General features: G+C 72.3%; 27 protein-coding genes. 13 read left to right on the top strand and 14 right to left on the bottom strand.

Annotated elements, in window-relative coordinates; genetic code table 11:
• Positions 1–39 precede the first annotated feature (39 nt).
• A complete protein-coding gene (locus SCNRRL3882_RS30805; RefSeq protein ID WP_102514882.1) occupies positions 40–1,167 on the top strand; it encodes a magnesium and cobalt transport protein CorA in 1,128 nt (375 codons plus the stop codon).
• A 42-nt stretch (positions 1,168–1,209) separates the two neighbouring features.
• On the opposite strand, the gene SCNRRL3882_RS30800 is transcribed toward SCNRRL3882_RS30805, so the two are convergent.
• Entirely contained in the window at positions 1,210–1,638 is a 429-nt protein-coding gene (locus SCNRRL3882_RS30800) for a CBS domain-containing protein (protein WP_010039614.1), read from the bottom strand.
• A 129-nt stretch (positions 1,639–1,767) separates the two neighbouring features.
• Complete coding sequence (locus SCNRRL3882_RS30795; protein WP_029181146.1) at positions 1,768–2,400, bottom strand: uridine kinase; 633 nt, start codon at positions 2,398–2,400, stop codon at positions 1,768–1,770.
• A 172-nt stretch (positions 2,401–2,572) separates the two neighbouring features.
• Here SCNRRL3882_RS30795 and SCNRRL3882_RS30790 point away from each other — a divergent pair, with 172 nt between their 5' ends.
• The 3 genes from SCNRRL3882_RS30790 (at position 2,573) to SCNRRL3882_RS30780 (ending at position 5,568) form a co-directional block, all read left to right on the top strand.
• A complete protein-coding gene (locus SCNRRL3882_RS30790; protein WP_040903160.1) occupies positions 2,573–3,277 on the top strand; it encodes a DUF2293 domain-containing protein in 705 nt (234 codons plus the stop codon).
• Positions 3,278–3,478: 201 nt separating this feature from the next.
• Positions 3,479–3,958 carry a DUF1772 domain-containing protein gene (locus tag SCNRRL3882_RS30785; RefSeq protein ID WP_010039606.1) on the top strand — a complete coding sequence of 160 codons (480 nt, stop codon included), beginning with the start codon at positions 3,479–3,481 and terminating at the stop codon, positions 3,956–3,958.
• A 119-nt stretch (positions 3,959–4,077) separates the two neighbouring features.
• Positions 4,078–5,568, top strand: coding sequence for a glutamate synthase subunit beta (locus tag SCNRRL3882_RS30780; protein WP_010039604.1), 1,491 nt, complete (start codon positions 4,078–4,080; stop codon positions 5,566–5,568).
• 32 nt (positions 5,569–5,600) lie between these two features.
• Here SCNRRL3882_RS30780 and SCNRRL3882_RS30775 read toward each other — a convergent pair whose 3' ends face one another.
• The gene (locus tag SCNRRL3882_RS30775; RefSeq protein WP_010039602.1) at positions 5,601–6,086 is read right to left on the bottom strand and encodes a carboxymuconolactone decarboxylase family protein; all 486 of its coding nucleotides are present in this window, start codon (positions 6,084–6,086) and stop codon (positions 5,601–5,603) included.
• Positions 6,087–6,133: 47 nt separating this feature from the next.
• Between SCNRRL3882_RS30775 and SCNRRL3882_RS30770 the strand changes: the two genes are divergently transcribed.
• Positions 6,134–7,543, top strand: coding sequence for a PLP-dependent aminotransferase family protein (locus tag SCNRRL3882_RS30770; RefSeq protein ID WP_010039600.1), 1,410 nt, complete (start codon positions 6,134–6,136; stop codon positions 7,541–7,543).
• 22 nt (positions 7,544–7,565) lie between these two features.
• Here the strand turns inward: SCNRRL3882_RS30770 and SCNRRL3882_RS30765 are convergent, their stop codons facing one another.
• The 3 genes from SCNRRL3882_RS30765 to SCNRRL3882_RS30755 form a co-directional block, all read right to left on the bottom strand.
• A complete protein-coding gene (locus tag SCNRRL3882_RS30765; RefSeq protein ID WP_010039598.1) occupies positions 7,566–8,378 on the bottom strand; it encodes an SAM-dependent methyltransferase in 813 nt (270 codons plus the stop codon).
• Positions 8,379–8,495: 117 nt separating this feature from the next.
• Positions 8,496–8,750 (bottom strand): DUF397 domain-containing protein, encoded by a 255-nt coding sequence (locus SCNRRL3882_RS30760; RefSeq protein WP_010039596.1) that lies wholly within the window; start codon positions 8,748–8,750, stop codon positions 8,496–8,498.
• Complete coding sequence (locus SCNRRL3882_RS30755) at positions 8,751–9,611, bottom strand: helix-turn-helix domain-containing protein (RefSeq protein WP_010039595.1); 861 nt, start codon at positions 9,609–9,611, stop codon at positions 8,751–8,753.
• Between the two features lie 219 nt (positions 9,612–9,830).
• Between SCNRRL3882_RS30755 and SCNRRL3882_RS30750 the strand changes: the two genes are divergently transcribed.
• The 3 genes from SCNRRL3882_RS30750 to SCNRRL3882_RS30740 all read left to right on the top strand — a co-directional run bounded on the left by SCNRRL3882_RS30750 (position 9,831) and on the right by SCNRRL3882_RS30740 (position 13,204).
• Positions 9,831–10,520, top strand: a complete 690-nt coding sequence (locus tag SCNRRL3882_RS30750) for an ATP-binding protein (RefSeq protein WP_040903139.1) — start codon at positions 9,831–9,833, stop codon at positions 10,518–10,520.
• On the top strand, positions 10,517–10,951 hold the full coding sequence (locus SCNRRL3882_RS30745; protein WP_010039593.1) for a hypothetical protein: 435 nt from the start codon (positions 10,517–10,519) through the stop codon (positions 10,949–10,951). The genes SCNRRL3882_RS30750 and SCNRRL3882_RS30745 overlap by 4 nt, the downstream gene beginning before the upstream one ends.
• Positions 10,952–11,248: 297 nt before the next feature.
• Positions 11,249–13,204, top strand: coding sequence for an ABC transporter ATP-binding protein (locus SCNRRL3882_RS30740; protein ID WP_010039592.1), 1,956 nt, complete (start codon positions 11,249–11,251; stop codon positions 13,202–13,204).
• Between the two features lie 9 nt (positions 13,205–13,213).
• On the opposite strand, the gene SCNRRL3882_RS30735 is transcribed toward SCNRRL3882_RS30740, so the two are convergent.
• The 3 genes from SCNRRL3882_RS30735 to SCNRRL3882_RS30725 form a co-directional block, all read right to left on the bottom strand.
• Positions 13,214–13,396, bottom strand: coding sequence for a hypothetical protein (locus SCNRRL3882_RS30735; protein ID WP_010039591.1), 183 nt, complete (start codon positions 13,394–13,396; stop codon positions 13,214–13,216).
• Between the two features lie 155 nt (positions 13,397–13,551).
• Entirely contained in the window at positions 13,552–14,241 is a 690-nt protein-coding gene (locus SCNRRL3882_RS30730; RefSeq protein WP_010039585.1) for a DUF899 domain-containing protein, read from the bottom strand.
• A 99-nt stretch (positions 14,242–14,340) separates the two neighbouring features.
• Entirely contained in the window at positions 14,341–15,705 is a 1,365-nt protein-coding gene (locus tag SCNRRL3882_RS30725; RefSeq protein WP_010039584.1) for an amidohydrolase, read from the bottom strand.
• A gap of 134 nt (positions 15,706–15,839) precedes the next feature.
• Between SCNRRL3882_RS30725 and SCNRRL3882_RS30720 the strand changes: the two genes are divergently transcribed.
• Both SCNRRL3882_RS30720 and SCNRRL3882_RS30715 read left to right on the top strand, forming a co-directional pair.
• The gene (locus SCNRRL3882_RS30720) at positions 15,840–16,787 is read left to right on the top strand and encodes an endonuclease/exonuclease/phosphatase family protein (RefSeq protein WP_010039582.1); all 948 of its coding nucleotides are present in this window, start codon (positions 15,840–15,842) and stop codon (positions 16,785–16,787) included.
• On the top strand, positions 16,766–17,353 hold the full coding sequence (locus SCNRRL3882_RS30715; RefSeq protein WP_078602823.1) for a class I SAM-dependent methyltransferase: 588 nt from the start codon (positions 16,766–16,768) through the stop codon (positions 17,351–17,353). The genes SCNRRL3882_RS30720 and SCNRRL3882_RS30715 overlap by 22 nt, the downstream gene beginning before the upstream one ends.
• Here SCNRRL3882_RS30715 and SCNRRL3882_RS30710 read toward each other — a convergent pair.
• Together SCNRRL3882_RS30710 and SCNRRL3882_RS30705 are read right to left on the bottom strand one after the other, a co-directional pair.
• On the bottom strand, positions 17,321–19,303 hold the full coding sequence (locus SCNRRL3882_RS30710; RefSeq protein ID WP_010039578.1) for an FUSC family protein: 1,983 nt from the start codon (positions 19,301–19,303) through the stop codon (positions 17,321–17,323). The genes SCNRRL3882_RS30715 and SCNRRL3882_RS30710 overlap by 33 nt on opposite strands.
• Before the next feature lie 173 nt (positions 19,304–19,476).
• The gene (locus tag SCNRRL3882_RS30705; protein ID WP_010039575.1) at positions 19,477–20,253 is read right to left on the bottom strand and encodes a nucleotidyltransferase domain-containing protein; all 777 of its coding nucleotides are present in this window, start codon (positions 20,251–20,253) and stop codon (positions 19,477–19,479) included.
• A gap of 150 nt (positions 20,254–20,403) precedes the next feature.
• Between SCNRRL3882_RS30705 and SCNRRL3882_RS30700 the strand changes: the two genes are divergently transcribed.
• Together SCNRRL3882_RS30700 and SCNRRL3882_RS30695 are read left to right on the top strand one after the other, a co-directional pair.
• Positions 20,404–20,805 (top strand): RidA family protein, encoded by a 402-nt coding sequence (locus SCNRRL3882_RS30700; RefSeq protein ID WP_010039573.1) that lies wholly within the window; start codon positions 20,404–20,406, stop codon positions 20,803–20,805.
• Positions 20,806–20,849: 44 nt separating this feature from the next.
• Entirely contained in the window at positions 20,850–21,455 is a 606-nt protein-coding gene (locus SCNRRL3882_RS30695) for a gamma carbonic anhydrase family protein (RefSeq protein WP_010039571.1), read from the top strand.
• Position 21,456: 1 nt separating this feature from the next.
• Here the strand turns inward: SCNRRL3882_RS30695 and SCNRRL3882_RS30690 are convergent, their stop codons facing one another.
• Both SCNRRL3882_RS30690 and SCNRRL3882_RS30685 read right to left on the bottom strand, forming a co-directional pair.
• Positions 21,457–22,179, bottom strand: coding sequence for an aspartate/glutamate racemase family protein (locus SCNRRL3882_RS30690; protein ID WP_010039569.1), 723 nt, complete (start codon positions 22,177–22,179; stop codon positions 21,457–21,459).
• Positions 22,180–22,181: 2 nt separating this feature from the next.
• Positions 22,182–23,648, bottom strand: coding sequence for an NCS1 family nucleobase:cation symporter-1 (locus tag SCNRRL3882_RS30685; protein ID WP_029181145.1), 1,467 nt, complete (start codon positions 23,646–23,648; stop codon positions 22,182–22,184).
• Positions 23,649–23,824: 176 nt separating this feature from the next.
• Between SCNRRL3882_RS30685 and SCNRRL3882_RS30680 the strand changes: the two genes are divergently transcribed.
• Positions 23,825–24,487 carry a GntR family transcriptional regulator gene (locus tag SCNRRL3882_RS30680; protein ID WP_029181144.1) on the top strand — a complete coding sequence of 221 codons (663 nt, stop codon included), beginning with the start codon at positions 23,825–23,827 and terminating at the stop codon, positions 24,485–24,487.
• Here SCNRRL3882_RS30680 and SCNRRL3882_RS30675 read toward each other — a convergent pair.
• Positions 24,484–25,188: a uracil-DNA glycosylase gene (locus tag SCNRRL3882_RS30675; RefSeq protein ID WP_010039563.1), complete on the bottom strand. Its 705-nt coding sequence runs from the start codon at positions 25,186–25,188 to the stop codon at positions 24,484–24,486. The two genes, SCNRRL3882_RS30680 and SCNRRL3882_RS30675, sit on opposite strands and share 4 nt — an antisense overlap.
• Positions 25,189–25,204 lie beyond the last annotated feature (16 nt).

Raw genomic sequence — 25,204 nt, 5'->3', positions numbered from 1 at the left:
GCGGGAACGGCGCGAGGAGCTCCACGCAAGGAGATGCAGATGTCCATGGCAGGGAATCTGCGGAAGGTCACGAGCCTCGGCGGGGTCGGCGGCCTCCGCAAGGTGGCTCGGCTGGCCCGGCGGCGCCCGCGCGTCGACCTGAGTCACCCGGCCCGCTCCCCGCTGGGCTCCTCGGTGGTGAACTGCGTGACGTACCGGGACGGTGTCCGCACCGCCGCGCGCGGCGACCTGGTGGACGCCATGGAGTGGGTCCGCAAGAAGGGCGAGGGCTTCGTCTGGCTCGGCCTGCACGAGCCGACCGACCAGGAGTTCGCGGGCATCGCCGAGCTCTTCGACCTGCACCCCCTGGCCGTGGAGGACGCCGTCGAGGCCCACCAGCGCCCCAAGGTGGAGCACTATGGCGAGACGCTCTTCGCGGTGTTCAAAACGGTCTGCTACGTCGAGCACGAGGAACTCACAGCCACCAGCGAGGTGGTGAACACCGGCGAGATCATGGTCTTCGTCGGCAAGGACTTCGTGATCACGGTGCGGCACGGCCGGCACGGCTCGCTGGGCCCGCTGCGCGAGGAGCTGGAGTCCGACCCCGGCCAGCTGGCCAAGGGCCCGTCCGCGGTGCTGCACGCGATCGCGGACCACGTGGTGGACGACTACCTGACCGTCACGGACTCGGTGCAGGAGGACATCGACCAGGTCGAGACGGACGTGTTCGCGGAGACCGGCGCGCGGGCCGACCCGGGCCGGATCTACCAGCTCAAGCGTGAACTCCTCGAGCTGAAGCGGGCGGTGGTGCCGCTCAGCCGGCCGCTTGAGGATCTCGCCACCCGGCCGATCCGGGCGGTCGACCCTGAGATACAGGCGTACTTCCGCGACGTCTCGGACCACCTGCTGCGGGCGAAGGAGCAGATCGCCTCCTTCGACGAGCTGCTCAACTCCATTCTCCAAGCGCACCTCGCGCAGGTCACGGTCGCGCAGAACGAGGACATGCGGAAGATCACGGCGTGGGCCGCGATCATCGCCGTGCCGACGATGGTCTGCGGGGTGTACGGCATGAACTTCGACCACATGCCGGAGCTGCACTGGCGATACGGCTACGGCATGGTCATCGGCGTCATATCCGTCGCGTGCCTGACGCTGTACCGGGGGTTCCGGCGCACCGGCTGGCTCTGACGCGGGCCGTGACCTGCGGAGTCGTGACGGGGTGAGGTGCGGTCAGCGCGGCGTGGTCCTGGCGTAGACGCTCTCGGCCCAGGAGGCGATCTGGTCGCCCGCCAGGTGCCGGGCCAGGTCGGCTTCGCTGATCATGCCGACCAGGCGCTTGTCCCGGATGACGGGCAGCCGGCGGATCTGGTGCTCCTGCATCTCGTGGAGGACCTCGCCGACATCGGCGTCCGCGTCGATCCAGCGAGGCGTGCCCTTGGCCATCTCGCCCGCGGTGACCTTGGCGGGGTCGTGTCCCATGGCGACGCAGCCGACGACGATGTCGCGGTCGGTGAGGATGCCGCAGAGCCGTTCGTTCTCGTCGCTGATGGGCAGGGCGCCGACGTTCAGTTCGCGCATGAGCTGGGCGGCGCGGTCGAGGGTTTCGTGGGCGGGGATCCACTGGGCGCCGCGGTGCATGATGTCTCCGGCGGTGGTCATGGGGTACCTCCCGGTGCCGGACGGCCGGCGCGGCGCGGGAGGCACCGCGAGTCCCGGCGCCCTTCATTCTCGCCGCGTCACCCGGCGCCCGCACATGGAACAGCGCCCCCGGGCCGACCGGACAACGGCTCAGCCGCCCCACGCCGGATGACGGGGATCATCGGCCCGTACCAGGACGTCGGCCGTGCCCGCCGGGTCGGTCTCCTGCTCGTAGCGCTCGAAGGCCGGCAGGGTCCAGTGCTCGGCCTCGGGCGTGCGGCGGCGCAGGGCGCCCGGGGAGAGCAGGACGTGAACGCTCAGATCGAAGGGGAACCAGTGCCGGAGGAGGAAGGGCCCGTGCAGCAACAGCACGCCGCCGGGCGGGAGTTGGACGTAGGGGCTGCGGGTGGCCCGGTCGGCGTCCGGGTCCCACAGGTCGGGCAGGACGCGGCCGTCGCCGCCGGCATCGAGGGGGCCGAACACCTCGCGCCACAGGGCGTGGGTGTCGTACCAGCCGCTGTAGTAGGACTCGACGTCCCGGTGGCCGTACTCCAGCCGCACGGAGGCGGGGCGCAGAAAGCCCTCCGTGCCCACGACGAGCGAGGAGCGGCCGCGTATGCGCAGTGCCTCGGAGACCCGCCGGGCGAGGTCTCCCGGACGCGCGGCCGGGGCGCCGTCGAAGGCGATGCGCGGCCAGGGACTGCCGTCGGCGGGCTTCAGGTCGAGCAGGCGCTCGGCGAGCGTGTCGCCGAGCCGGTCCCAGGTGATCGCTTCGAGTCGCACACGGCCCATGATGCGCCAGACCGTGGCAGGACGTGTCGGACCCGCGAGCGCGGCGGGGCACCGGGGCGGGGGTGGCAGAACGAGAGGCGCCGCGATCGCCGGGGTCCCCTCCGGCGGATGCAGTGCGCGCCGCGTCAGCGGGAATGAACCCCGTATGGTCCCGGAACGCCGTATGGCCCCGCGCGCGACGCTCCCGCCCCACACCCCCACCGGACTTCTCGTCTTCCAGCCCCTCAAGCGGCGGCACTGCGCCGAGTGCCGGCGAGGGCCGCTGCCGCTGCTCGTCCTGGAGGACGCTGCCCCGCGCTGCCTCGACTGTGCCGACCTCGGGCATCTGGTGTTCCTGCCCCGTGGCGACACCGCCCTGACGCGCAGATCGCGGGAGGAGAGCGCGCTGTCGGCGGTGGTCGTGCGGTTCAACCGGCGCAAGAGCCGCTACGAGCGGCAGGGCGTGCTGGTGGAGGAGGCGGCGCTCGCGAGGGCAGAGGAGCGGTGCCTGGCGGACGCCGAGGCCCGTCGGCGGCGCCGGGTGCGGGACGCGCGGCGGCGAGCTGCTCAGGATGCCTTGTTCGCCGAGGCGTTCGCGGCGGAGATACGGCGGCTGTTTCCGGGCTGTCCGGCCGATCGTGCGCGGGCCATCGCCGCGCACTCCTCGGAGCGGGGCAGCGGGCGGGTGGGCCGCAGTGCGGCCGGGCGGGCGCTGACGGACATGGCGGTGACCTCGGCGGTCGTGGCGTCCGTACGGCACCTGGACACGCCGTACGACCGGCTGCTGATGAGCGGCGTGCCGCGGCACGAGGCGCGGCGGCGGATCGCGGCGACGGTGGAGACGGTGCTGAGGGGGTGGACCGAGGCGGGGCTCGGTTCCGCCGGGTGACCCGGGCAGGTCGGCCGGTCAGTCAGTCAGTCACACGGTGACGCTCGCCGGACCCCTGAGCCGGCTCACCCGTGGGCCGTGGACGGACGCGTATGGCCCCGCGCCGCTCGGCCATGGTCACTGTGCTCGTACGGGATTTCACTTGTGGTGAGGAAGGGTGCCGGGGCAGGATCATCGGCTGGACGGGCGGGAGACGCTGACATGATCGACGGACCGTACTTCGTGCTGACGGTGCTGGGTGTGCTCGGGACCGGCCTGGTGGCCGGGGTGTTCTGCGGCTTCTCGACCTTCGTCATGCGGGGCCTCGCCACGCTGCCGCCCGCGCAGGGGGTCGCCGCGATGAACGCGATCAACGTGGCCGCGGTGACACCGCCCTTCATGGCCGTCTTCCTCGGGTCGGCCGTGCTGTGCGCGGTGATCGCCGTGGTGACGTTCGTGCTGTGGCCGGAGGAGGGGACGGTGGAGCTGCTGGTGGGCAGCGCGCTGTACCTGTTCGGCTCGTTCGGGCTCACCATGGTCGCGAACGTGCCGCGCAACGACGTGCTGCTGAAGCTGGAGCCGGACACCTCGGAGGCGGCCGCGTACTGGCCGGCGTATGTGCGCGAGTGGACGATGTGGAACCACGTCCGCACAGCCGCCTCGGCAGGGGCGGCTGTGGCGTACGTGCTGGCACTCACCTGAGCGCGCCGGCAGGTCCTGTCCCGTCCCCTGCGGGTGTGCCGCCGCGGACGTATCGTGGCCGGAAGGAGTGCCGCCCGACGACGCACGGCCTGTCACACGCGCACGCAAGGAAGACGGCCATGGCCGACCCCAAGGGTTTCATGACCACCCCCCGCCAGGACTGGCCGCGCAGGCCCGTCGAGGAGCGGGTCCGGGACTGGGACGAGATCCATGTCCCCGGTGCGCTGCTGCCGATCATCAGCAAGCAGGCCGACCGCTGCATGGACTGCGGCATCCCCTTCTGCCACGAGGCCTGCCCGCTGGGCAACCTGATCCCCGAGTGGAACGACCTGGTGTCGAGGGAGGACTGGCGGGCGGCCGCCGACCGGCTGCACGCCACGAACAACTTCCCCGAGTTCACCGGCCGGTTGTGCCCGGCCCCGTGCGAGGCGGGGTGTGTGCTGGCGATCAACCAGCCGGCCGTCACCATCAAGAACGTCGAGTGCGCGATCGCCGACCGGGCGTGGGAGGAGGGCTTCGCGCCGGCGAGGCCGCCGGAGCGGCTGTCCGGCAAGACGGTCGCGGTGATCGGTTCGGGGCCCACCGGGCTGGCGGCGGCCCAGCAGCTGACCCGGGCGGGGCACACGGTCGCCGTGTACGAGAGGGACGACCGCCTCGGCGGACTGATGCGGTACGGCATCCCGGCGTTCAAGATGGAGAAGCACCATCTGGAGCGGCGGCTGGAGCAGATGCGGGCCGAGGGGACCAAGTTCCGTACGTCGACGGCGGTCGGGCGGGACATCGGGGCCGACGAGCTGCGGACTCGCTACGACGCCGTGGTGCTCGCCACGGGGGCGACCGCCTGGCGTGAACTCCATGTCCCGGGGCGGGAGCTGATCGGCATTCACCAGGCGATGGAGTATCTCCCGCTGGCCAATCGGGTGTGCGAGGGCGACCTGGCGGCGTCCCCGCTGTCGGCGGCCGGGAAGCACGTCGTCATCGTCGGCGGCGGCGACACCGGGGCCGACTGCCTGGGCACAGCCGTCCGGGAGGGCGCCGCGTCCGTGACCCAGCTGGACATCTACGCGCTGCCGAACAGCGAGCGCGACGAGGACACCGAGCCCTGGCCCACGTATCCGGTGCGGGTCTACCGGCTCTCCGGCGCGCACGAGGAGGCCCGTGACCTGCGGACGGCTCCGATCGCCGACGCGGACGCGCGGCTGTTCGCGGCGTCCACACTGCGCTTCGACGGTGACGCGGAGGGCCGTGTGCGGTCGCTGCACCTGGTCGAGGTGGACGCGCGGCGCCGCCCGGTGGAGGGCACCGGGCGGACGCTCCCCGCCGACCTCGTGCTGCTCGCCCTCGGCTTCTCCGGGCCCGACCGGAAGGACGGGCTCGTCGACCAGCTGGGGCTGGAACTGGAGCCCCGCGGCACGATCGCGCGTGACGCCGGTTTCGCCACGAACGTGCCCGGCGTGTTCGCGGCGGGGGACGCCGCCCGGGGCCAGTCGCTCATCGTCTGGGCGATCGCCGAGGGGCGGGCCGTGGCGGCGGCGGTCGACCGTCATCTGACGGGCAGTTCGAGGCTTCCGTCACCGATCGGACCGTACGACCGGCCGATGGCGGTGTAGGAACGCCGCTCCGTCCCCGAGGCGCCGGAGCGTCACCGCTCGTCCGTCCCCGCCACCTTCCCCGTCGACAGCGCCACCCGGTTCCAGGTGTTGATCGTGCAGATCAGGGCGAGGACCTGGGCCAGTTCCCGTTCGTCGAAGTGGGCCGCGGCCTGTGCGTAGACCTCGTCCGGGACACCCGCGTCGGCGACGAGCGTCATCGCCTCCGTGAGGGCGAGGGCCGCCTGTTCCCGCTCGGTGAAGAAGTGCCGGGCCTCGCGCCACACGGCGACCATGTGCAGCCGGTCCTCGCTCTCACCGGCCTTGCGGGCGTCGTTGGTGTGCATGTGCAGGCAGTACGCGCAGTGGTTGAGGTGCGAGGCGCGGATCTGGATCAGTTCGACGAGGGCCGGGTCGAGGCCCTCGCGGGCGGCGGCGTCGAGGGCGACGAGGGCCCGGAAGGCCTTCGGGGCGGACTTGGCGAACTCCAGCCGGGGCGCCTTCACCTGGGTGCTGTTCGTGCTCGTGTGCGTCGTCATGTCCCTCAACCTACGAGCCGGAAAGACCCGCTGTAGGGTGCATTTCCATGGCGACTTCGTGGGTCAATTCCGCGGAACGGATCGGATCCGACCTGCATCTGGAACTGACCGGGCCGGGCGGCCGGCGCGCGGCGCTGATCCGGGCCCTGCGGGAGGCCGTCCGCAGCGGACGGCTCGCTCCGGGCACCCGGCTGCCGCCGTACCGCTCGCTCGCGGCCGATCTCGACATCGCCCGGAACACCGTGGCCGACGCCTACGCGGAACTCGTCGCGGAGGGCTGGCTCACCGCCCGTCAGGGCTCGGGCACGCGGGTGGCGGAGCGAGCCGAACCGCTGCGGCCCGCCGCCCGCCTGCCCCGAAAGGCTCCTGCACGCGCGCATGGCCCGCGGCACGACCTCACGCAGGGCACACCGGACACCTCGTCGTTCCCGCGCACGGCCTGGCTGACCTCCTACCGCAGGGCCCTCCAGCAGGCGCCCAACGAGGTGTTCGGCCCGGGCGATCCGGCCGGCCGGCCGGAACTGCGGGAGGCGCTCACGGAGTACCTGGCACGCGCGCGTGGCGTGCGCACCGAGCCGGGCAGGATCGTGATCTGCTCCGGCTTCGCGCACGCGCTGCGGCTGCTGTTCGGAGGGGGCGTCCTGCGCGGGCCCCTGGCGGTGGAGGCGTACGGGCTCGGATTCCACCGGGAGGTCCTCGCGGCGGCCGGGGTGCGGACCGTGCCGCTCCCCCTCGACGAACACGGCGCCCGGGTCGACCGGTTGGGGCGCGAGCGTGCCGTGCTGCTCACACCGGCGCACCAGTTCCCGACCGGCGGCCCGCTGCACCCCGCGCGCCGGGCCGCCGTGATCGACTGGGCACGCGTGCGTGGCGGGCTGGTTCTGGAGGACGACTACGACGGGGAGTTCCGCTACGACCGCAAGCCGGTCGGCGCGGTGCAGGGCCTGGACCCCGAGCACGTGATCCACATCGGCTCGGTCAGCAAGAGCCTGTCGCCGGCGGTCCGGCTGGGCTGGATGGTGCTCCCCGAGCGGTACGTCGACGCCGTACTGGCCGTCAAGGGCGACCGGGAGGCGTGGGCGAGCGTCCTCGACCAGCTGAGCCTCGCGGACTTCGTGGTCTCCGGGGCGTACGACCGTCACGTACGGCGTATGCGGCAGCGGTACCGCGGCCGCCGGGACCGGCTCGTCGCGGCGCTCGCCGAACACGCGCCGCTCATCGAGGCCACCGGTATCGCGGCCGGGCTGCACGCGGTGCTGCGGCTGCCGCCCGGCACCGAGGCGTCCACGGTCAAGGCCGCCGCCTGGCAGGGCATCGCCCTGGACGGCCTCGCGGCGTTCCGGCACCCGGACACGGACACGGCGGCGGGCGACGGCCTCGTCGTGGGGTACGCGACGCCCTCCGACCATGCGTACGGGCCGGCCCTGGAGGCGCTGTGCCGTGCACTGCCGCCGTGACCGGCCCGTGGCGCGAGCGCAGTCACGGCTTGCGCGCGACCGCCCCGTACCCAGGAATCACCCCGTCGTCCTGCCCGGGTACGGGCTCGCCCAGTTCCTGGTGCCAGCGGTGGGGCACCTCGACGCCGGGCTCGACGAGGTCGAGGCCGTCGAAGAAGCGGGTGAACTCCTCGCGGGAGCGCAGGGCCAGGGTGACGCCTGCGGCACGGAGCTTCTCGGTGGCCGCCTTCGACTCCTCCGGTGTGAAGTCGGCCGTGGCGTGGGTGATGACCAGGTGGCTGCCGGACGGCAGTTCGGCGAGGAGCCGGCGGACCAGGTCGTGCGCGCCGTCCTCGTCGGAGACGAAGTGCAGCAGCGCGATGAGCGACAGTGCGACGGGCCGGCCGAAGTCCAGGACCTTCCTCGCGCCCTCCAGGATGGCGTCCGGGTCGCGCACGTCGGCCTGGAGGTACTCCGTCGCCCCCTCGTCCGTGCCGCGCAGCAGGGCCGCCGCGTGGGCCAGCACGATGGGGTCGTTGTCGCAGTAGACGACCCGGGCGGCGGGGGCGATCTCCTGGGCGACCTGGTGGAGGTTGGGCTCGGTCGGGATGCCGGTGCCGACGTCCAGGAACTGCCGTACGCCGTTCCCGGCCAGCCAGCGCGTGGCCCGGTGCATGAACGCGCGGTTGACCCGCGCCATGACCGGGACCCTCGGGTCGAGGGTGAGCATCTGCCGGCCCATCTCCTCGTCGACCGGGTAGTTGTCCTTGCCGCCGAGGTACCAGTCGTACATCCGCGCCGGATGCGGTCTGCTCGTGTCGATCGAGACGGCCGAGGTGGGGTCCTGCCCGGTCATGAGGCACTCCATGAGACACAAAGGGTGATCAATTCAGCACCAGCGTAGGGAAGTTGAGCGACAGATCGCGGCAGACAGCGGCAGCAGGCGACAGACAGCGACAGAAAAGCAATCACATCAGGACAGCAGGAAGTCCGCCTCCCCCGCCTTCGCCCCCTCGATGAAGGCCGTCATCTCGTCCGAGGTGTAGATCAGCGCCGGACCGTCCGGGTCGGTGGACTGCCGGACGGCGATCCTGCCGTCGGCGAGTTTCATCGCCTCCAGACAGTTCCCGCCGTTCCCGCCGCTCCACGGCTTGTGCCACCCTTCGCTGCCCAAGTCACGCGCGGGCATGCCGTTGTAGACGTGTTTGCGCGGCTTGATGCGATCCATTCACAGCTCCTTGCGGAGATCCCGGAGGATCTCCTTCGTGCGATGTGCCGTAGCGGCCTGCGCCGCCATGCGGTCCATGACCTCGAGGTGGGTCGCCACCTCGGCGCGCGCGTCGAGATAGACCGCGCCGGTCAGGTACTCGCTGTAGACCATGTCCGGCAGTTCGGGCATGGCAAATCGGAACAGCACGAACGGCCCGTACGTGCCCGGGTGCGGCCCACTGGCGAACTGGGCGACCTGCAACGTCACGTTGGGCAGCGTCGTGGCCTCGAGCAGTCTGTCGATCTGGGCACGCATCACCTCCGGGCCGCCGACCGGGCGCCGCAGCGCGGTCTCGTCCATCACGACCCACAGCCGGGGCGCGTCCTCGCGGGTGAGCAGTTCCTGACGCTGCATCCGCAGGGCGACATGGCGCTCGATGTCGTCGGGCCGGGTCTGGCCGATGGCGCCCGAGCGGAGCACTCCTCGCGCGTAGTCCTCGGTCTGCAACAACCCGGGGACGAAATGGGGCTCGTAACTGCGGATGACGGCGGCCGCGCCCTCCAGGCTCACGTACATCGAGAACCAGCCGGGCAGGATGTCGTGGAAACGCTGCCACCAGCCGGGCTTGTTCGCTTCCTCGGCCAGCAGGACGAAGGCGTCGGCCTCCTCGTCGGAGATTCCGTAGGCCTTCAGGAGCAGTTGCAGATACGGGATTTTGAGCGCGACCTCGGCCATCTCCATACGGCGGACCGTGGCGGGGGCGACACGGAGGATGCGGGCGGCCTCCTCGCGCTTCATCCCGGCGCGTTCCCGCAGGTCCAGCAGGCGCCGGCCGAGGACGACCTGGCCCACCGTCGGCGCGGACCGCGGTTCGCTCACGCTCCACCTCCACCAAGAGTTCTGACGAGTCGGCCACAAAAGAACGCTGACAGCCCGGCGGCGCCATTCGAAGACCTTTTCGAAGAATCGACTATCCGAACAGATGTTCCGAACAGAACTTCGACGATCTCAACTGGCGCCGCGCGGGGTGCTGTTGCGAGCAGTGTGCCACGGCCTTCCAGACCGTCACACAGCACTCTGCAATTTTCAGAGTGACACTTGCCAAGTGTTCGCGGCGGGGCGATAGTGGCAAGCGTGATTCCGTCCGCGCCCTTAGGAACAGACGCCGCCGCAGGCCCTCCCGGCCTGGGTGCCAGCCCGGAAGCGAGCCTCGTCGGGGCCGCTGCCGAGCGCCGGTTCCGTTTCGAGCTGGCCGCACATCCGGGTTCTCCCGCACGGGCCAGACGCCTGACGCGGGCCCGGCTGACCGGTTGGTCGGTGTGCGAGGACACGTGCGACAGCGCGGCCCTGGTGGTTTCCGAGCTGGTCACCAACGCCATCGTGCACACGGCGAGCACGCACATAGTGTGCGAGCTGCACGACGGCGACGACCTGGTGCGGATAGCCGTGCGTGACGAGGGCTGTGCCCCGGGCCAGCCCCACGCGGCCAGCCGCACCCGGCCCGAGGAGGAGCACGGGAGGGGACTGCTCCTCGTCGACGCCCTCTGCGACGCCTGGGGTGCCCATGAGCACGGCCCCGGGCTGCTGGTCTGGGCCGAGCTGCCGCGCAAGGCCGACACCCCGCGCGACCCGGCGGAGCCCCGGAACGACCTGGGCTGGGGCGCCCGTCCGAAGCCGGGGCCGTCCGACGACTCGGGCGACGGGAACGGAGCACACCCGGCGCGCCACACGCAGGGCGCTCAGGAAGTCCCCGCACAGGAGCGACGCCGAGAGCGGGGGCCGGCATGAGCCCCGGGCGCGGTGGCCGCGTCCTGAACCTCGACACCCTGGCCCGGCTCCGGCGCGGGCTGCGCACGGCGGGCCCGACTCTGCGGCTGCCCGTACCCGACGGCATGACCGCCCCGCTCGGCTGCGACGCCGTCGCCGTACCCGCCCGTCTCGGCCCGCTGGTCATGCCCCGGCTGCCCCGCGTGGGCTGCGTCTACGCCGACGAGACGCACTGGTGGTGGCTGGTGCCGTCCGACTCCGACCACGCCCTGGAATGGCCGATGCCGGCGCACTACGCCACCGGTGCGGTCGTCCCGGACCTCCCCGAGCTGCCCGAGCTGATCCACCGCCCGGACGGCACGCTGCCGTACACCCCGCCGATACCGCTGTATCTGGCCCTGTGCCGGGTGACGGGGACCGCGCCGGCCTGGTCGCGGCCGGTCAGCGCGTAGCACTCGTAGATCCAGAGCTCCAGAACGCACAGAGCTCGCAGAACTCGTCGCGCTCGTAGAGCCCGCAGAGCCCGCAGAGCCCGCAGAGCCCGTAGAGCCCGTAGAGCCCGTCGAAAAAGGCTCGTCGAGGCCTACGCACCACCCCTACGACTCCGCGCCGTCCCACGCCTCCCGCCGTCGGGTCGTGCGCCCGCGCGCCTCCGGCGCCGCGGGCTGCGCCCTGCCCGGGCGGGCTCCGCCCCCGCGATAGTGACCGTTCGTCCACGAACGGGACACGGGCAGGGAGGTCGGTCGACGGTGGCGAAGAAGCGGACCGCGCCGGAGGTGTCCGAGTCGGAGCGGCTGCTCTTCGGCGGACCGCTGCGCTACGACATGGGCTGGAACCAGCACGCCGACGCGTTCCTGGAGCTGAACTTCCGCGCCATGATCACCCGGTTGCCGTCCCTGCTGGCGTCCAGCCTGCGGCTCGCCCGGCAGGCCGACCGGGGCGCCGCGCGGGTCGTGCTGGCCGCCGAGGCGGGCCGGGGCGTGGCACAGGCGGTGGCGCTGCTCGCGGTCAACAGCGTGCTGGCACGGCTGATGGGTGGCGGTGCGATCGAGGACCGGCTGCGCGGCGCCGTCCCGGCGCTGGTCACCGTGGCCGTCGTGATGCTGCTCGCGGCGCTGCTGCGGGCCGCGAGCACCTACGCCACCGGACGGCTGGAGCCCAAGGTGGAGCGGGTGGCGACCGAGCAGTACCTGGAGCGGGCCGCGGCCGTCGAGCTGGCCGCGATCGAGGACCACGCCTTCCACAAGCTGCTGGACACCGCCCAGTACGGCGCTGCCTCCGCCCGCCGGATGATCATGTACGGAACCCGCGTGATCAACGCGATGATCTCGCTGGTCGCGGCGGCCGGTGTACTGACCGTGCTGCACCCGGCGCTCCTGCCGCTGCTGGTGACGATGACGCTGCCGAGCGCCTGGAGCGCGCTGACCGTGGCCCGGCGGCGCTACGAGTCCTTCCACGCCTGGGTGCAGCACGCGCGTGCGGGCCGGCTGCTCGGCAATCTGCTGATCGAGCCCGAGGCGGCCCCCGAGATCCGGGTGCACGGCGTGGGCGCGTTCCTGCTGCGGCACTTCCGCGCGATGTCGGAGACGGCGGAGGCCGAGCAGGCCCGCCTGGCCCGGCTCGCCGCCCGTACCGGCCTGATCGCGGCGGCGTGGACGGGCCTGGCGACGGTGGCGACGTACGCGACACTCGGCGGGCTGCTGCTGGCAGGCGCGATGGCCCTGTCGGTGGCGGGTACGGCCGTGATCGCGATCCGGACCGGCTCGCAGAGCCTCGACACGCTCGTGGTGGAGGTCAACGCGCTGCACGAGGAGGCCCTCTTCGTCGGCGACCTGCAACGGCTGTACACGGAGGCGGCACAGCGGGCCATCCCGGAGGGCGGCCGGCCGTTGCCGGAGAACCCGCGCGAGATCCGCTTCGAGAACGTCACGTTCCGTTACCCGGGCGACTCGGCCCGCCCCGCCCTCGACGACGTGTCGCTCACGCTCCCGCTCGGCCGGATCGTTGCGCTGGTCGGCGAGAACGGCTCCGGCAAGACGACCCTGGTCAAGCTGCTCGCCGGGCTCTACACCCCGGAGAAGGGGCGGATCCTGTGGGACGGCGTGGACGCGGCGACCGCCGACCGGCACCGGCTGGCCGAGCGGATCGCGATGGTGGCGCAGGACTTCAAGCGGTGGCCGTTCACGGCCCGGGTGAACGTCGCCCTGGGGCGCACGTCGGCGCCGGTGTGCGAGCAGCGGCTGGCCGCGTCGATCGCCGAGGCCGGGGCCGAGACGGTGATCGCGGACCTGCCGCGCGGGCTGGACACGCTGCTCGCGCGCAACTTCAGCGGCGGGCACGAGCTGTCGGGCGGCCAGTGGCAGCGGCTCGGCATCGCCCGGGCGGCCTACCGGCGGGGCCGCATCCTGATCGTGGACGAGCCGACGGCGGCCCTGGACGCCCGGGCCGAGCTGGAGGTCTTCGAGCGGATCCGCGCCCTGGCCGCCAGCGGCCAGACGGTCGTACTGATCACGCACCGGCTGGCGTCCGTACGCCACGCGGATCTGGTGCACGTCCTGGACCAGGGCCGGCTCGTGGAGTCCGGGACTCCGGACGAGCTGCTGGCGACCGGCGGTCTCTACTCCGAGCTGTACTCGCTCCAGGCGGAGCAGTTCGCCACGTCACCCGCACCGGTCGACAAGGTGCCGGCGCCGAAGGCGGGCTGAGGGCACACGTCAGGCCGTGGCGTCGGCCACGTCCCCGCTGCGCACGATCACCAGGAACATGTCCGTGGCGAGATCCATGACCACCTCGGCGGGCAGGCCTTCGCTACGCCGCGCCTGCGCGAACTCCTCCGCCGGCCAGGAACCACGCGGCCCACCGGCGGGAAAGCGTTCGAGCACCGTTCGCCCGTTCACCCTGCACCTCCATGTAGCGCTGTACTCGTAGAGTTAAACGCCAACCATGGGGTGAACGGCTCGCGAAGTGACGGTTCTGAGACGTAGTTGACACTCGTTCACCGCTGAGTGTGACCAAACTCTCAGCCTCTTGGTCTACCTTTTCACTTTCCGTATCAGCCGTCGTACTCGTCGTGATAGCGGACGCGCTCACTTCCCGCAGGCGCCCCAAGAGCCGACGCGCGTCCCTTGGGCTCCTCCCACTCCTCCTGTCGGCCCAGTGCCGTGAGGTCCAGCAGGCTGCTGGTCGAGCCGAGGCAGTCGAGGCCGCGCTCGTACGTCGAGTACGTGTGGAAGACCCGGTCGCGGTCCCGCAGGAAGCAGCTGAGGCCAGGGCGCTCGACGAACTCGCCCTCGCGTTCGAGGGTCACCTCGAAGTCATGGTTGAAGTCGCTGCCGTACGACGAGTACCAGGGCACCGTCCAGCCCATCCGCGCCTTGAACGGCAGGATCTTCGGGTACGGCGCACGGGACACGGTCGCGAACGACGTACCGCGAGCGTGGAGATGGGCGAGATGCCCTATTTGGTCCAGGAACCCGGAGCAGCTGCGGCAGCCGGCGTCCCACTCGGGCGCGAACATGAAGTGGTAGACGACTAGCTGGTGCCGGCCCTCGAACAGGTCGAGGAGGGTGGCCTTGCCGTCCCCGCCCTCGAACACGTACTCCTCGTCGACCTCGACCATCGGCAGTCCGCGCCGCTCGGCGTTGAGTGCGTCCCGCGCGCGGGTGGCGGCCTTCTCCTTGCGAAGCAGTTCAGCGCGCGCCGCGCGCCACTCCTCGCGCGAGACGATCTCCGGAAGCGACATGGGCCCTCCTGTGGCAACGGTCCGTCCGGGGTGGTGACCGGCGGCAGACGCGGAACTCATCGCTGCCCGGGAAGAAATCTCGAAAGTCCGCCCGGAACGTCAGGTGTCGTAGTCCTGGATGCGCCGACCGTGGCTGCGGTCGACGAGGGCGGGCAGACGCTCCTCCAGTTCCCGTACCACGGCCGGCACGTCGATCGTCAGGAGCGCACGGTCGCGCATCAGGATCCGTCCGTCGACGATCGTGGTGCGCACGTCGGCGGAGCGGGCGCTGTGCACGAGGGTGGCGGCGAGGTCGTGGACCGGCAGGGTGTGCGGCCCGGTGAGATCGACCAGGACGATGTCCGCCCGCCGCTCCGGCGCGATGCTGCCGACGCTGTCCCCCAGTCCCACGGCACGGGCACTCTGGAGGGTGGCGTGGTGCAGGGCCTGGCGGGAGGTCAGCCAGCGGGGGTCGCCCTCGTGGGACTTCTGGACCAGGGAGGTGAGGGCCATCGACTCCCATACGTCGAGGGAGTTGTTGGAGGCGGCGCCGTCGGTGGCGAGCCCGACGTCGACGCCGATCTCGCGCAGGGCACGGACCGGTGTGGTGTCGGGCCAGGCGAACTTGAGGTAGCCGCGGGGCGCGGTGGCGACGGCCGTACGACCGGCCGCCCGCTCCAGGACGGGCAGGTCGCGGTCGACGATGCCGGTGCCGTGGGCGAGGAGCACGTCCGTGTCGAGGATGCCGGTGCGTTCCAGGACCTCGATCGGGGTGACGCCGTGACGGGCGAGGCTGGTCTCGGTCTGATCGCGGTTCTCGGCGGCGTGCAGGTGCACGGGCAGGGCGTGTTCGCCGGCGAGCCGGGCGGTGGCGGCCAGGTCGGCGTCGCCGACCGTGTAAGGGGAGTGCGGCGCGAGGGCGGTGGTGATGCGGCCGTCGGCGGAGCCGCGGTGCCGTAGCGCGAAGTCGAGTGACCGCTCCCGGCCTTCGGGGCCCTGCGAGGAGAAGTAGGCCTCCCCCAGCAGCGCCCGCAGGCCGCATTCCGCTACCACTTGAGCCACCGCGTCCATGGCGAAGTAGTGGTCGGCGAAGCAGGTGACGCCGGCACGGATCATCTCGGCACAGGCGAGCCGCGCCCCCAACTCGACGTCCCTCTCGGTGAGGTTGGACTCCACCGGCCAGACGACGTCGTTGAACCACTCCTCCGTCGGCAGGTCCTCGGCGAGGCCGCGCAGCGCGACCATCGGTGCGTGCGTGTGACAGTTGATCAGGCCGGGCAGGGCGACCTGGCCCCGGGCCTCGAGGCGCTCGGCGGCGGGCAGGTCCGCGGCCCCGGCGGTGGTCGTCACGGCCTCGACGACACCGTTCCGTACGACGATCGCGGCGTCCTGCTGGAACCCGATGCGCTCTTGATCGTCGTGCACGAGGACGGTACATGCGCTGATGATGAGGTCGGCGGGACTGTCCGCGGCAGAAGGCGTCATCGCGCCAACGTACGACGAGGTCGTAGGGCGGCATGAGCCGAACCGCACATCCCGTCGCGGCTCTGTCGCGGGGCGGGCCGGGCCAGCATCCTGGTCTCACCACCCCGCCTGTCGGCTTCTGAAAGGAGCCCGGCATGCTCCTCGGCACCTGGAACCTGGAGAACCTCTACCGGCCCGGCGGCCCGTTCGGCCCGAAGGACGAGGCCGCCTACGAGACCAAGCTCGCCGCGCTCGCCGCCGTGATCACGGAACTCGACCCGACGCTGCTCGGCGTGCAGGAGGTCGGTGACCCCGGGGCCCTGGAAGACCTGGCCGGGATGCTCGACGACGACTGGCACATCGCCCTGTCCGAGCATCCGGACAGCCGGGGCATACGGGTCGGGTTCCTGAGCCGTACGGCCATGAGGGTGCTGGCCGACACGACGGCGTTCCCGGCGGAGCTGCGGCCCGTGCAGGTGGACGACTCGGGGGTGACGGTGGCACAGGCGGGGCGGGGCTTTCTCGCCGTGGAGGTCGAGGACGGGCCGCTGCGGGTGGCCGTCTGCCATCTGAAGTCCAAGCTGCTGTCGTACCCGAACGGCCGGTTCCAGCCGCGCGACGAGGGGGAACGGGCCCGGTACGGCGCCTACGCCCTGTACCGGCGCGCCGCCGAGGCGACGGCCCTGCGCGCCCTCGCGGACGAACTCCTGGACGGCGACGGGCAGGGCAGGGACGTGGCCGTACTGGGCGACCTCAACGACGAGGTACAGGCCGCGACCACACAGATCCTGCTCGGCCCGCCCGGCTCCGAGATCGGCACGCCGGGCTACGAGCAGGCCGACAAGGGCGACGCGGCCCGGCTGTGGGACGTGGCCCCTCTCATCCCGCCCGGACAGCGCTACTCCCGCGTCAACTCCGGGCGGCGCGAGCTGATCGACCATGTGCTGGTGAGCCACCGCCTGGTGCACCGGGTGACGGCGGCGGGCACGGGCCTGCCCGGCGAGGGCCCACCCGGTCTGCCGTCGGTCGGCCCCGACCCGGCGGAGCGGCGGGGCGCGCCCGGGTCGGACCACGCGCCGGTGTGGATACGGGTCGGGGGCTGAGCACCATCGACGTCCCGGAGCGCCTGAGATGGGCGGTGCAGGTCCTCGACCCGGCACCTGACGACCGGGTGCTGGAGGTCGGCTGTGGCCGGGGGGTCGCCGTCGCGCTGATCCACGACCGCCTCGTCACAGGCACCGTCACCGGCATCGACCGCTCCGCCAAGGCCGTCGAGGCGGCACGCCGCCGCAACAGCGACGCGCTCACCACCGGAAGGGCCGCCGTCCACACCCTGTCGCTGGAGGACGCCGACTTCGCCACCGGCTCCTTCGACAGGATCCTGGCGGTCAATGTCAACCTCTTCTGGACCCGCCCGGCGGACCGGGAACTGACCTCGCTGAGGCGCTGGCTGGCGCCGCAAGGCCTGCTGTGCCTGTGCTGGGAACCGCCGGACGGGAAGCGGGCCGAGGAGATCGCCGCGAAGGTGCAGCAGGCGGTCGCGGGGCACGGGTTCGCGACCGAGGTGCGCCGGGCCGCGACCGCGCAGGGCGGCGGCCTGGTGGGGCTGTTGGGCATCGCGGTGGGGCCCGGGCGGCTATCCGGCGAGGGGCGTCCGGGGAAGTCGTAGCCCCACCCGCTCCACCGGTCCGGCGAGTTCGTCGAGGAGGGCGGTGAGGCGCTCGGTGTGCTCGGGGCCGATCCGTCCCGTGTCGTCGAGGTGGACGGCGCAGGCGGTGGTGGTGTCGACGAGGCGTTCGAGGAGGTCGGCCACCTCGTCCGCGCCCTCGGTGTGCCGGGCGAGGGCGGGCAGTTCGTGCGCGGACAGGGAGATGGCCGTCCGGGCCTCGGCCAGGGTGCGGTAGGCCTCGCGGCGCAGGGTCCAGCGGGTGGCGCGGGGCTCGGAGGGGGTGGCGCGGAGGTCGGAAGGCGTGGCGCGGTGGTCGGAGGGGGTGATGGGACGCTCGGAGGAGGTGCCGGGGCGCTCGGAGGGCCTGCCGGAGGTGCCGATGCGCGGGGCGTCGGCCTCGTCGAGGACGTGGGTGAGGTAGGCGAACGCGGCGTCGCTCGCCGCGGCGAGCCGGGCGCGCACTCCCCCGCCGCGCTGCCCGGGCATCGGCAGGTGCCCGACGATCAGCACGATCGCACAGGCCAGCAGCGTCTCGCCGATCCGCCCCATGGAGGCCTGCGGTTCACCGCCGACCATCACCAGGGCGAGAACGAGGACCGTGACGACCGCGGTCTGGGCGGCGAAGTGCCGGGTGGCGACGGGTATGAGCGCTCCGCTGAGGGCGACGAGCGCGATGAGCCCTTCGGGCCGGGGCAGGACGGCGGCGAATCCGGCGAAGACGACGGCGCCGAGCACGGTCCCGGCGGCCCGGTTCAGCACCCGCGAGGCCAGCGGTCCCAGGTCGGGCTTGACGAGGAAGACGGCGGTGGCCGGCAGCCAGTACCAGTGCTCGTGCTGCCCGTACCACTGGCCCTGGTGCAGGGCCTGGGCGACCGCCGAACTGGCCCCGAAGCAGAGGGCGACCCGCAGCCCGTACTCGCGTCCGGCGCTGCCGAAGGCGGCGCGCAGCCGGTCCCTGGGCGTACGGGGCCGGGTGTGCAGATCGCCGCCCCTGCCCTGGTCGAACACCTCGGCGGCGTGCAGGAGGGCGTCGTCGAGCGCGCGCAGCGCGGGCGCCGAGCGGGAGGGTGCGGGCAGCGGCCCGGTGTGGCTGTTGCCGCGCACGGCGGCGGCGAGCCGCCGGGGTCCTTCGGAGGCCCGCTCGGCGACGGCCTCTCCGGCCCACGCCAGCGCGGTGGCGGCCTCGGCGAGGGGCAGGGCGGCGGCGTACTGCGCGTGCAGCCGCCGCTCGGCGGAGGAGGAGGCGTACCGCCGCAGCCGGGGCCCGGCGAGGGCGTCCTGCGCGTGGTCGAGGGCGGCGGTGAGCGCCGCCCGGCGGCGGATGGCCTCGGGCCCGCCGACCGCGTCGAGCAGCTCGGCGACGGCCTCGTACACGCCGGCGACGGCCGCCCGCTCCCCGTCGAACCGGAAGTCCCCGGCGAGGGAACCGGGCGTGGGCAGCACGAGCCGGAGTGCCAGCAGCCACCCGGCGCCCGCGACGTAGGCGAGCGCACGCTCCCACCCCGGCTCCGGCAGGGGCATCCCGGCCCCGATCGCCGAGCCGACGAGCAGCTGCGTCCCGACGGCGGACGCGACGGGCCCGATCGCGCTGATGCTCCCGGCGACGAGCCCGACGAAGGTGAGGAGCACGGTCAGCACGACCGCGCCGGTCTGCTGCCCGGCGTACGTCCCGGCCACCAGCCCCAGGGCACCGCCCAGCGCGGGCACCCCGATCCGCTTGACCGAGGCCCGCCGGCTCCCGGGCCGGTCGTTGATCCCGGCGAGCATGGCGGCGATGGCGGCGACGACCCCGAGCGAGGTACGCCCGACCTGCACGGCCACCAGCAACAGCGGCCCCGCCGACAGGGCTCCCCGCGTCACCGCGCTCCAGGGCACCGGCCCCCGCTGCGCGCGCAGGGCGTGCGCGAGCCAGGGCGGCAACGCGAGAAAGGCACGGCGGGACCGGGACACAGGGCTCCTGTCGACTCGTCGAGGGCAGGGGTGGGCCTTCGGGCGACGGTGGCCGGGGCGGGGGTGTGGGTGCCCACAGTAGGCGGGGTTCCTGGAGGAAAGGTTTCCGGAACGTGACGGAGTACGGGAAAGCCGGGTTCTTTATGAACGCAATCACCGACGGCCGTGCCAGGTCAGCTCCGCGCTGCCGCCACGGCCCGGTGCAGGAGCGTCTCCACGTCGGTGATGCTCTTCGCGAGCTCGTCCGGAGCGCCGGTGAGGGTGCCCAGAACCGCGTCCACTTCCCGCAGACCGGCCCGCGCGACGAGGTCCTTCTCGTTCGTGACCCACTCCCCCCGCGCCGCCAGCACCGCGTGCGCCGTCTGCGTCGCGGCGAGGGCGATCGCGCCCGCGACCTGGGTGACCGCACCCTTGGGCGCGTGACCCGCCTTCGCGTACGCGAGGGTGGCCGTGGCCGTGCCGTGCCAGTGGGCCGGGGCGGTCTCGCGCAGTGCCGGCGGGTAGGCCGCGGGGCGCGGCAGTTCGCCCCGCAGCACCTTGTTGATCGCGAGTTCGGCGGCGAGCAGGTACGTCGGGATGCCCGCCAGGTGGAACATCAGCGGCTCGACCCGGAAGCGGCCCCGCTCCGCCTCCGCCACCTCGTGTTCGACGACGTCGAGATCGCGGTAGTGCACGTCCACGCGCCTTCCGTCGACGGTCAGCCAAGCACCGCCGTTGAAGACGCCGCCGCCCCACGCGCCGACCTCGCAGACCTCACCCTCCCAGCCGACCGCACGGAGGTCCTCCGGGTCGAAGGCGCCCCGGTAGTAGATCGCCAGGTCCCAGTCGCTGTCGGGGCGTTCGGTGCCCTGGGCGCGGGAGCCGCCGAGGGTGACGGCCTCGACGGTGGGGAGGGCGGCGAGGCGGTCGGCGGTGGTGCCGAGGAAGGTCTCGTCCGGGAGGGTGGGCACGGGCGTCGCTCCTGGGCCGGCGGGTACTGCTCGGGAAGCGTAGGGGAACGCTCGGACGAGGGTGAACCGAAAAACGGGTGCGCCCGTGTGCCGGAACCTCGCATGATCGGCGGGTTGCCCTCGGCTCCCGCCCGTAGATCGGAGACCCCCGTGATCCAGCGAGTCACTGTCCCGAGCCTGTTTCCGCCGCCCACCTACTCCCACGCGTCCGTCGTCGAGGCCGGCACGCGGCTGGCGTTCCTCGCCGGGTCGGTGCCACTGGATGCCGGCGGCGAGCTGGTCGGCCCCGGGGACCCCGTGCGGCAGGCCGAGCAGGTGATCAGCAACCTGCGGGAGCAACTGACCGCGGTGGGCAGCGACCTGGCGCACGTCGTGTCGACCGACGTGTACGTCGTGGGCAGTGAGCCGGCCGTGCTGTCGGCCGTCTGGGAGGTCGTCGAGGCGTCCGGGCTCAGTGCCGGGCCGCACTCGTCGACGCTGATCGGCGTGGCGTGCCTCGGGTACACGGGACAGCTGGTGGAGATTACGGCGACAGCCGTCGTTCCCGGGTAGTCGGCAGCCGGCGGCCGGCAGCCCGTCGAGCCAGGAGGAACGCCATGTTGATCGAGCACCGCGGGCGGCGCCCCGTCGTCCCCGGGTCCGCGTACGTCGCCCCGACGGCCGTCCTGTGCGGGGCCGTCGTCCTCGGTGAGCGCAGCCGGGTGCTGCACGGGGCCGTGCTCACCGCCGAGGACGGGGAGGTGCGGGTCGGATCGGACGTCGTCGTCATGGAGAACGCGCTGGTGCGGGGGCGGGCCGGGCACCCCACGGTGATCGGTGACGCCGTGCTCGTCGGCCCGCACGCCCATGTCAACGGGGCGACCCTGGAGGACGAGGTCTTCGTGGCCACCGGCGCCTGCGTCTTCCCGGGCGCCGTCGCGAGCGCCGGATCCGAACTGCGGATCCACAGCGTGCTGCACGTCAACTCCGTGCTGCCGCCCGGCACCGTCCTGCCCATCGGCTGGATCGCGGCGGGAGCGCCCCGGGCCCGGCTCTTCGCCCCCGGCGAGCACGACGAGCTGTGGCAGGTGCAGGAGGCGCTGGACTTCCCCGGCACGGTGTACGGCATCCCGCGCGGCACCTCGATGCGGGAGGTCATGGCCCGTCAGGCGGCGTTCTACGGGGCTCATCGCGACGACGTCACACTCGACGGCCCGGCATGACCTAGTGCCGTCCGGGCCGCCCCCACACCCTCCGTTTCGCCAGCGGCTCGGCGTAGCTCCCCGCCCGGCTCGTCGTCAGCCCCAGCGCCACCAGCGATTCCGCCAGTTTGACCGCGGCGGCGACCCCGTCGACGACCGGCAGGCCCAGCTTCTCCCCGACCAGCCGCTGCAACCCCGTCATGCCGGCGCAGCCCAGCACCAGTACCTCGGCCCCGGCCGCGCACGCCCGCTCGGCGGCGGCCAGGAACGCCGTCTCGGTGCGCTCGTCGTCGCCGAGGTCGAGCACGTTCAGGCCCGTGCCGACGATCGCGGCGCAGTTGCGGGCCACGCCAGCCGTCTCCAGGCTGTCCTCGATCTGGCCGACGGACCTCTCCAGCGTGGTGACGACGCCGTAGCGGCGACCCAGCAGACAGGCCAGGTGCGCTGCCGCCTCGGTGATGTCGACGACCGGTGCGTCCACCAGTTCCCGGACGCCCTCCCGGCCGTGCTCCCCGAAGCCGGCCATGACGACGGCGTCGTACGGCGGTCCGTCGTACGTGCGCAGCGTGTCCAGGACGGCCGCGGCGGACAGGTAGCTGTCGAGCCAGCCCTCCGCGGACTCCGGCCCCCAGGCGGGGGTCAGTCCGGTCACGGTGGTGCCCGGGCCTGCGGCGGCCCGGGCACCTCGTACGATCTCCTCGGTCATCTCCTGCGTGGTGTTGCAGTTGGTGACGACGATCCGCACGTCTATCGAACCTCCGCCGGCTGGGCGGCCGTGGCACGCTCGGGGCGGCACAGCACCGCGTAGAGCCCGGCGGCGATCGCCGTGCCGATGAACCAGGAGTACGGCGCCACGTCGCTGAAGGTCTTCACCAGCGCGAGGACCGCCGCCACACCGGCCGCCGGCAGGAACGCCCACAGTGCCTTGGGGTTGAAGCCCTTGCGGTAGTGGTAGCGGGAGCCGGGCGTGGCGTCGAACAGTTCGTCCACGTTCACCCGGCCGCGCTTGACCCAGTAGTAGTCGACCATGATCACGCCGAACAGCGGGCCGAGGAAGGCGCCGAGGCCACCGAGGAAGTAGTTCACGACGGTCGGGTTGGAGAAGAGGTTCCAGGGCGTGACGAGCAGGGCCGCGACCGTGCTGATCATGCCGCCGATCTTGAAGGTGATCTTCTGCGGCCAGACGTTGGCGAGGTCGTACGCCGGCGAGACGAAGTTGGCGACGATGTTGACGCCCATGGTGGCGATGGCGAAGGTCAGCGCGCCCAGCACGAGCACCCAGGTGTTGCCGATCTCGGCGACGAGGTAGGCCGGGTCGGTGATCTCCTTGCCGAAGACCTCGAAGGCGCCCGCGGTGACGATGACCGACACGATCACGAAGGCCGTGGAGTTGATGGGCAGGCCCCAGAAGTTGCCGCGCTTGACGGACTTGTAGTCGGGCGCGAAGCGGGAGAAGTCGCAGAAGTTGAGCATCAGGGTGCCGTACGTGGCGAGGACCAGGCCGATCGCGCCGAACCACTGGCGCCACTGCTCGCCGACGGACACCGGGTGCGGGGTGGAGGTGAGCGAGATCGTCCAGCCGGCCTTGGCGAGGATCCACACGGCCAGCGCGATCATCACGAGCCAGATCGCCGGACCGCAGAAGTCCTGGAACTTGCGGACCGACTCCATGCCCCGGCTGATGATCGCCGCCTGGACCAGCCACAGCGCGATGAAGGAGACCCAGCCGAGCGCGTCCAGCCCGAGGAACGAGTTGTGCGTCCACGACTCCAGGCCGGGCCAGGCCGCGAGCAGCATCACGTTGACGGCGACGGAGGCCAGGTAGGTCTGGATGCCGTACCACATGATGGCGATCACGGCCCTGATCAGCGCCGGGATGTTGGCGCCCCAGACGCCGAAGGCGATCCGGCTGACGACCGGGAAGGGGACGCCGTGGCGCTGCCCGATCTTCCCCATCCAGTTCATGCCGATGTAGATGATCACGAAGCCGACGAGCAGCGACGTGAAGATCTGCCAGACGTTCATGCCGAGGAAGAGCAGCCCGGCGGCGAAGGTGTAGTTGCCGAGGTTGTGGACGTCGGACATCCACATGGCGAAGAGGTCGAAAACCTTCCAGTTGCGCTTCTTGGCGGGCGCGAGGTCTTCGTTGGTGAGCCGGGGATCGGGGACGAACGCTGGGCTTCCGGTGGTTGCGGCACGGTCGGCGAGGGACACGGGGGCCTCCATGAGCAAGGGGACGACGGAGGACTGCTCGGTGAGGGACTGCTGTGCGGGGTCCACTCTGCGGGGGGCTTTGGTATACCAAACTGCGGTCATGGTCTCGCCGTCAACAGTTCTGACCGATGTCGCTCTTGTTAACGCTGCGTAAAAGACACCTCGCCTCGGCGAAGATGGGGTCCATGACGAAGATCGAACCTCTGGGAGCGGTGCGCGAACGCGTGACGGCCGAACTGCGGCAGGAGATCATCGCGGGCAGCCTCCGTCCCGGCGACCGCCTGGTCGAACGCGAGCTGGCGGAGCGCTTCGGCGTCTCGCGCGTTCCGGTCCGGGAGGCGATCCGGGCGCTCGTCGCCGAGGGCTTCGTCCACTTCGAGACGCCCCGCCGCACGGTCGTACGCCGTCTCACCCCCAACGACGTCAAGGAACTGTTCGAACTGCGCGAGGCCCTGGAGGTCTACGCCGCCGGACTCGCCGCGTCCCGCGCGACACCGCAGGACCTGGCCGAGGTCCAGGAACTCCTCGACCGCGCGGCCGCCGCGACCGAGGCCGGGGACGCCGAGCTGATCACGGACCTCAACAGCCGCCTGCACGACCGGATCGTGGCGATGGCCGGCAACAGCCTGCTGACCGAGGCCCTGGAACCGGTCGCCGGCCGGCTGCGCTGGATGACCCGGCGCAACGAGGAGTGGCCGCAGCTGCTCGTGGAGCACCGTGAGCTGTACGAGGCGATCGCCTCGGGCGACCCGGGCCGGGCTCGCGCGCACGCGCTCACGCACGTACGGACCAACTACCGCTCCACGGTGCGGCATCTGTTCGGGGAAGAGGCTCCCTAGGCTTCGGCAGGGCCGAGTCCCGCCGCCCGTGCGGCTGTTCGCAGCACGTCACGCAGCATCACGGGGGTGAGCCGGCCGGTGAAGGTGTTGCGCTGGCTGACGTGGAAGCAGCCGAAGAGCTCCAGGCCGTCCAGGTGGACCCGGGCGCCGTGACCGAAGGCGGGCCGGGGCCGGGGCACGGGCCAGCCCGCCTCGGCGAACGCGGGCAGCGCGGCCTGCCAGCCGAAGGCACCGAGCACGACCACGGCCCGCAGTGTCGGACGCAGCAGCCGCAGTTCCTGCACGAGCCAGGGGCGGCAGGTGTCCCGTTCCTCAGGGGTCGGCTTGTTCGCGGGCGGGGCGCAGTGCACGGGCGAGGTGACACGCACGCCGTACAGCTCCAGTCCGTCGTGGGCGTGCTCGGCGGTGGGCTGGGAGGCGAGGCCGATGTCGTACAGCGCCTCGTACAGGACGTCCCCCGAGCGATCGCCGGTGAACATCCGGCCGGTGCGGTTGCCGCCGTGCGCGGCGGGGGCGAGTCCGAGGATGAGCAGCCGGGCGTCCGCCGGCCCGAACCCGGGCACCGGCCGCCCCCAGTACGTCCAGTCCGCATAGGCGGCTCGCTTGGTCCGGGCCACCTCCTCGCGCCAGGAGACCAGCCGCGGGCAGGCCCGGCAGTCCGAAATGCGCCGGTCGAGGAGGGGGAGACCGCTGGCGTCCATCACTCCACGGTAGGCG

It is taken from the genome of Streptomyces chartreusis NRRL 3882 (genome assembly GCF_900236475.1).
In the GTDB taxonomy this organism is placed as follows: domain Bacteria; phylum Actinomycetota; class Actinomycetes; order Streptomycetales; family Streptomycetaceae; genus Streptomyces; species Streptomyces chartreusis_D.
Note: the sequence above shows the minus strand (reverse complement) of the source record. Positions and strands in the feature narration are given on the sequence as shown.

Excerpts from the sequence above, each read along its gene's own strand:
- SCNRRL3882_RS30775 (WP_010039602.1), bottom strand. The coding sequence starts at position 6,086 with ATGACGACGCACACGAGCACGAACAGCACCCAGGTGAAGGCGCCCCGG.
- SCNRRL3882_RS30805 (WP_102514882.1), top strand. The coding sequence starts at position 40 with ATGTCCATGGCAGGGAATCTGCGGAAGGTCACGAGCCTCGGCGGGGTC.
- SCNRRL3882_RS30765 (WP_010039598.1), bottom strand. The coding sequence starts at position 8,378 with ATGACCGGGCAGGACCCCACCTCGGCCGTCTCGATCGACACGAGCAGA.
- SCNRRL3882_RS30760 (WP_010039596.1), bottom strand. The coding sequence starts at position 8,750 with ATGGATCGCATCAAGCCGCGCAAACACGTCTACAACGGCATGCCCGCG.
- SCNRRL3882_RS30725 (WP_010039584.1), bottom strand. The coding sequence starts at position 15,705 with ATGACGCCTTCTGCCGCGGACAGTCCCGCCGACCTCATCATCAGCGCA.
- SCNRRL3882_RS30675 (WP_010039563.1), bottom strand. The coding sequence starts at position 25,188 with ATGGACGCCAGCGGTCTCCCCCTCCTCGACCGGCGCATTTCGGACTGC.
- SCNRRL3882_RS30785 (WP_010039606.1), top strand. The coding sequence starts at position 3,479 with ATGATCGACGGACCGTACTTCGTGCTGACGGTGCTGGGTGTGCTCGGG.
- SCNRRL3882_RS30790 (WP_040903160.1), top strand. The coding sequence starts at position 2,573 with ATGGCCCCGCGCGCGACGCTCCCGCCCCACACCCCCACCGGACTTCTC.
- SCNRRL3882_RS30780 (WP_010039604.1), top strand. The coding sequence starts at position 4,078 with ATGGCCGACCCCAAGGGTTTCATGACCACCCCCCGCCAGGACTGGCCG.
- SCNRRL3882_RS30745 (WP_010039593.1), top strand. The coding sequence starts at position 10,517 with ATGAGCCCCGGGCGCGGTGGCCGCGTCCTGAACCTCGACACCCTGGCC.
- SCNRRL3882_RS30730 (WP_010039585.1), bottom strand. The coding sequence starts at position 14,241 with ATGTCGCTTCCGGAGATCGTCTCGCGCGAGGAGTGGCGCGCGGCGCGC.
- SCNRRL3882_RS30680 (WP_029181144.1), top strand. The coding sequence starts at position 23,825 with ATGGGGTCCATGACGAAGATCGAACCTCTGGGAGCGGTGCGCGAACGC.
- SCNRRL3882_RS30800 (WP_010039614.1), bottom strand. The coding sequence starts at position 1,638 with ATGACCACCGCCGGAGACATCATGCACCGCGGCGCCCAGTGGATCCCC.
- SCNRRL3882_RS30770 (WP_010039600.1), top strand. The coding sequence starts at position 6,134 with ATGGCGACTTCGTGGGTCAATTCCGCGGAACGGATCGGATCCGACCTG.
- SCNRRL3882_RS30720 (WP_010039582.1), top strand. The coding sequence starts at position 15,840 with ATGCTCCTCGGCACCTGGAACCTGGAGAACCTCTACCGGCCCGGCGGC.
- SCNRRL3882_RS30695 (WP_010039571.1), top strand. The coding sequence starts at position 20,850 with ATGTTGATCGAGCACCGCGGGCGGCGCCCCGTCGTCCCCGGGTCCGCG.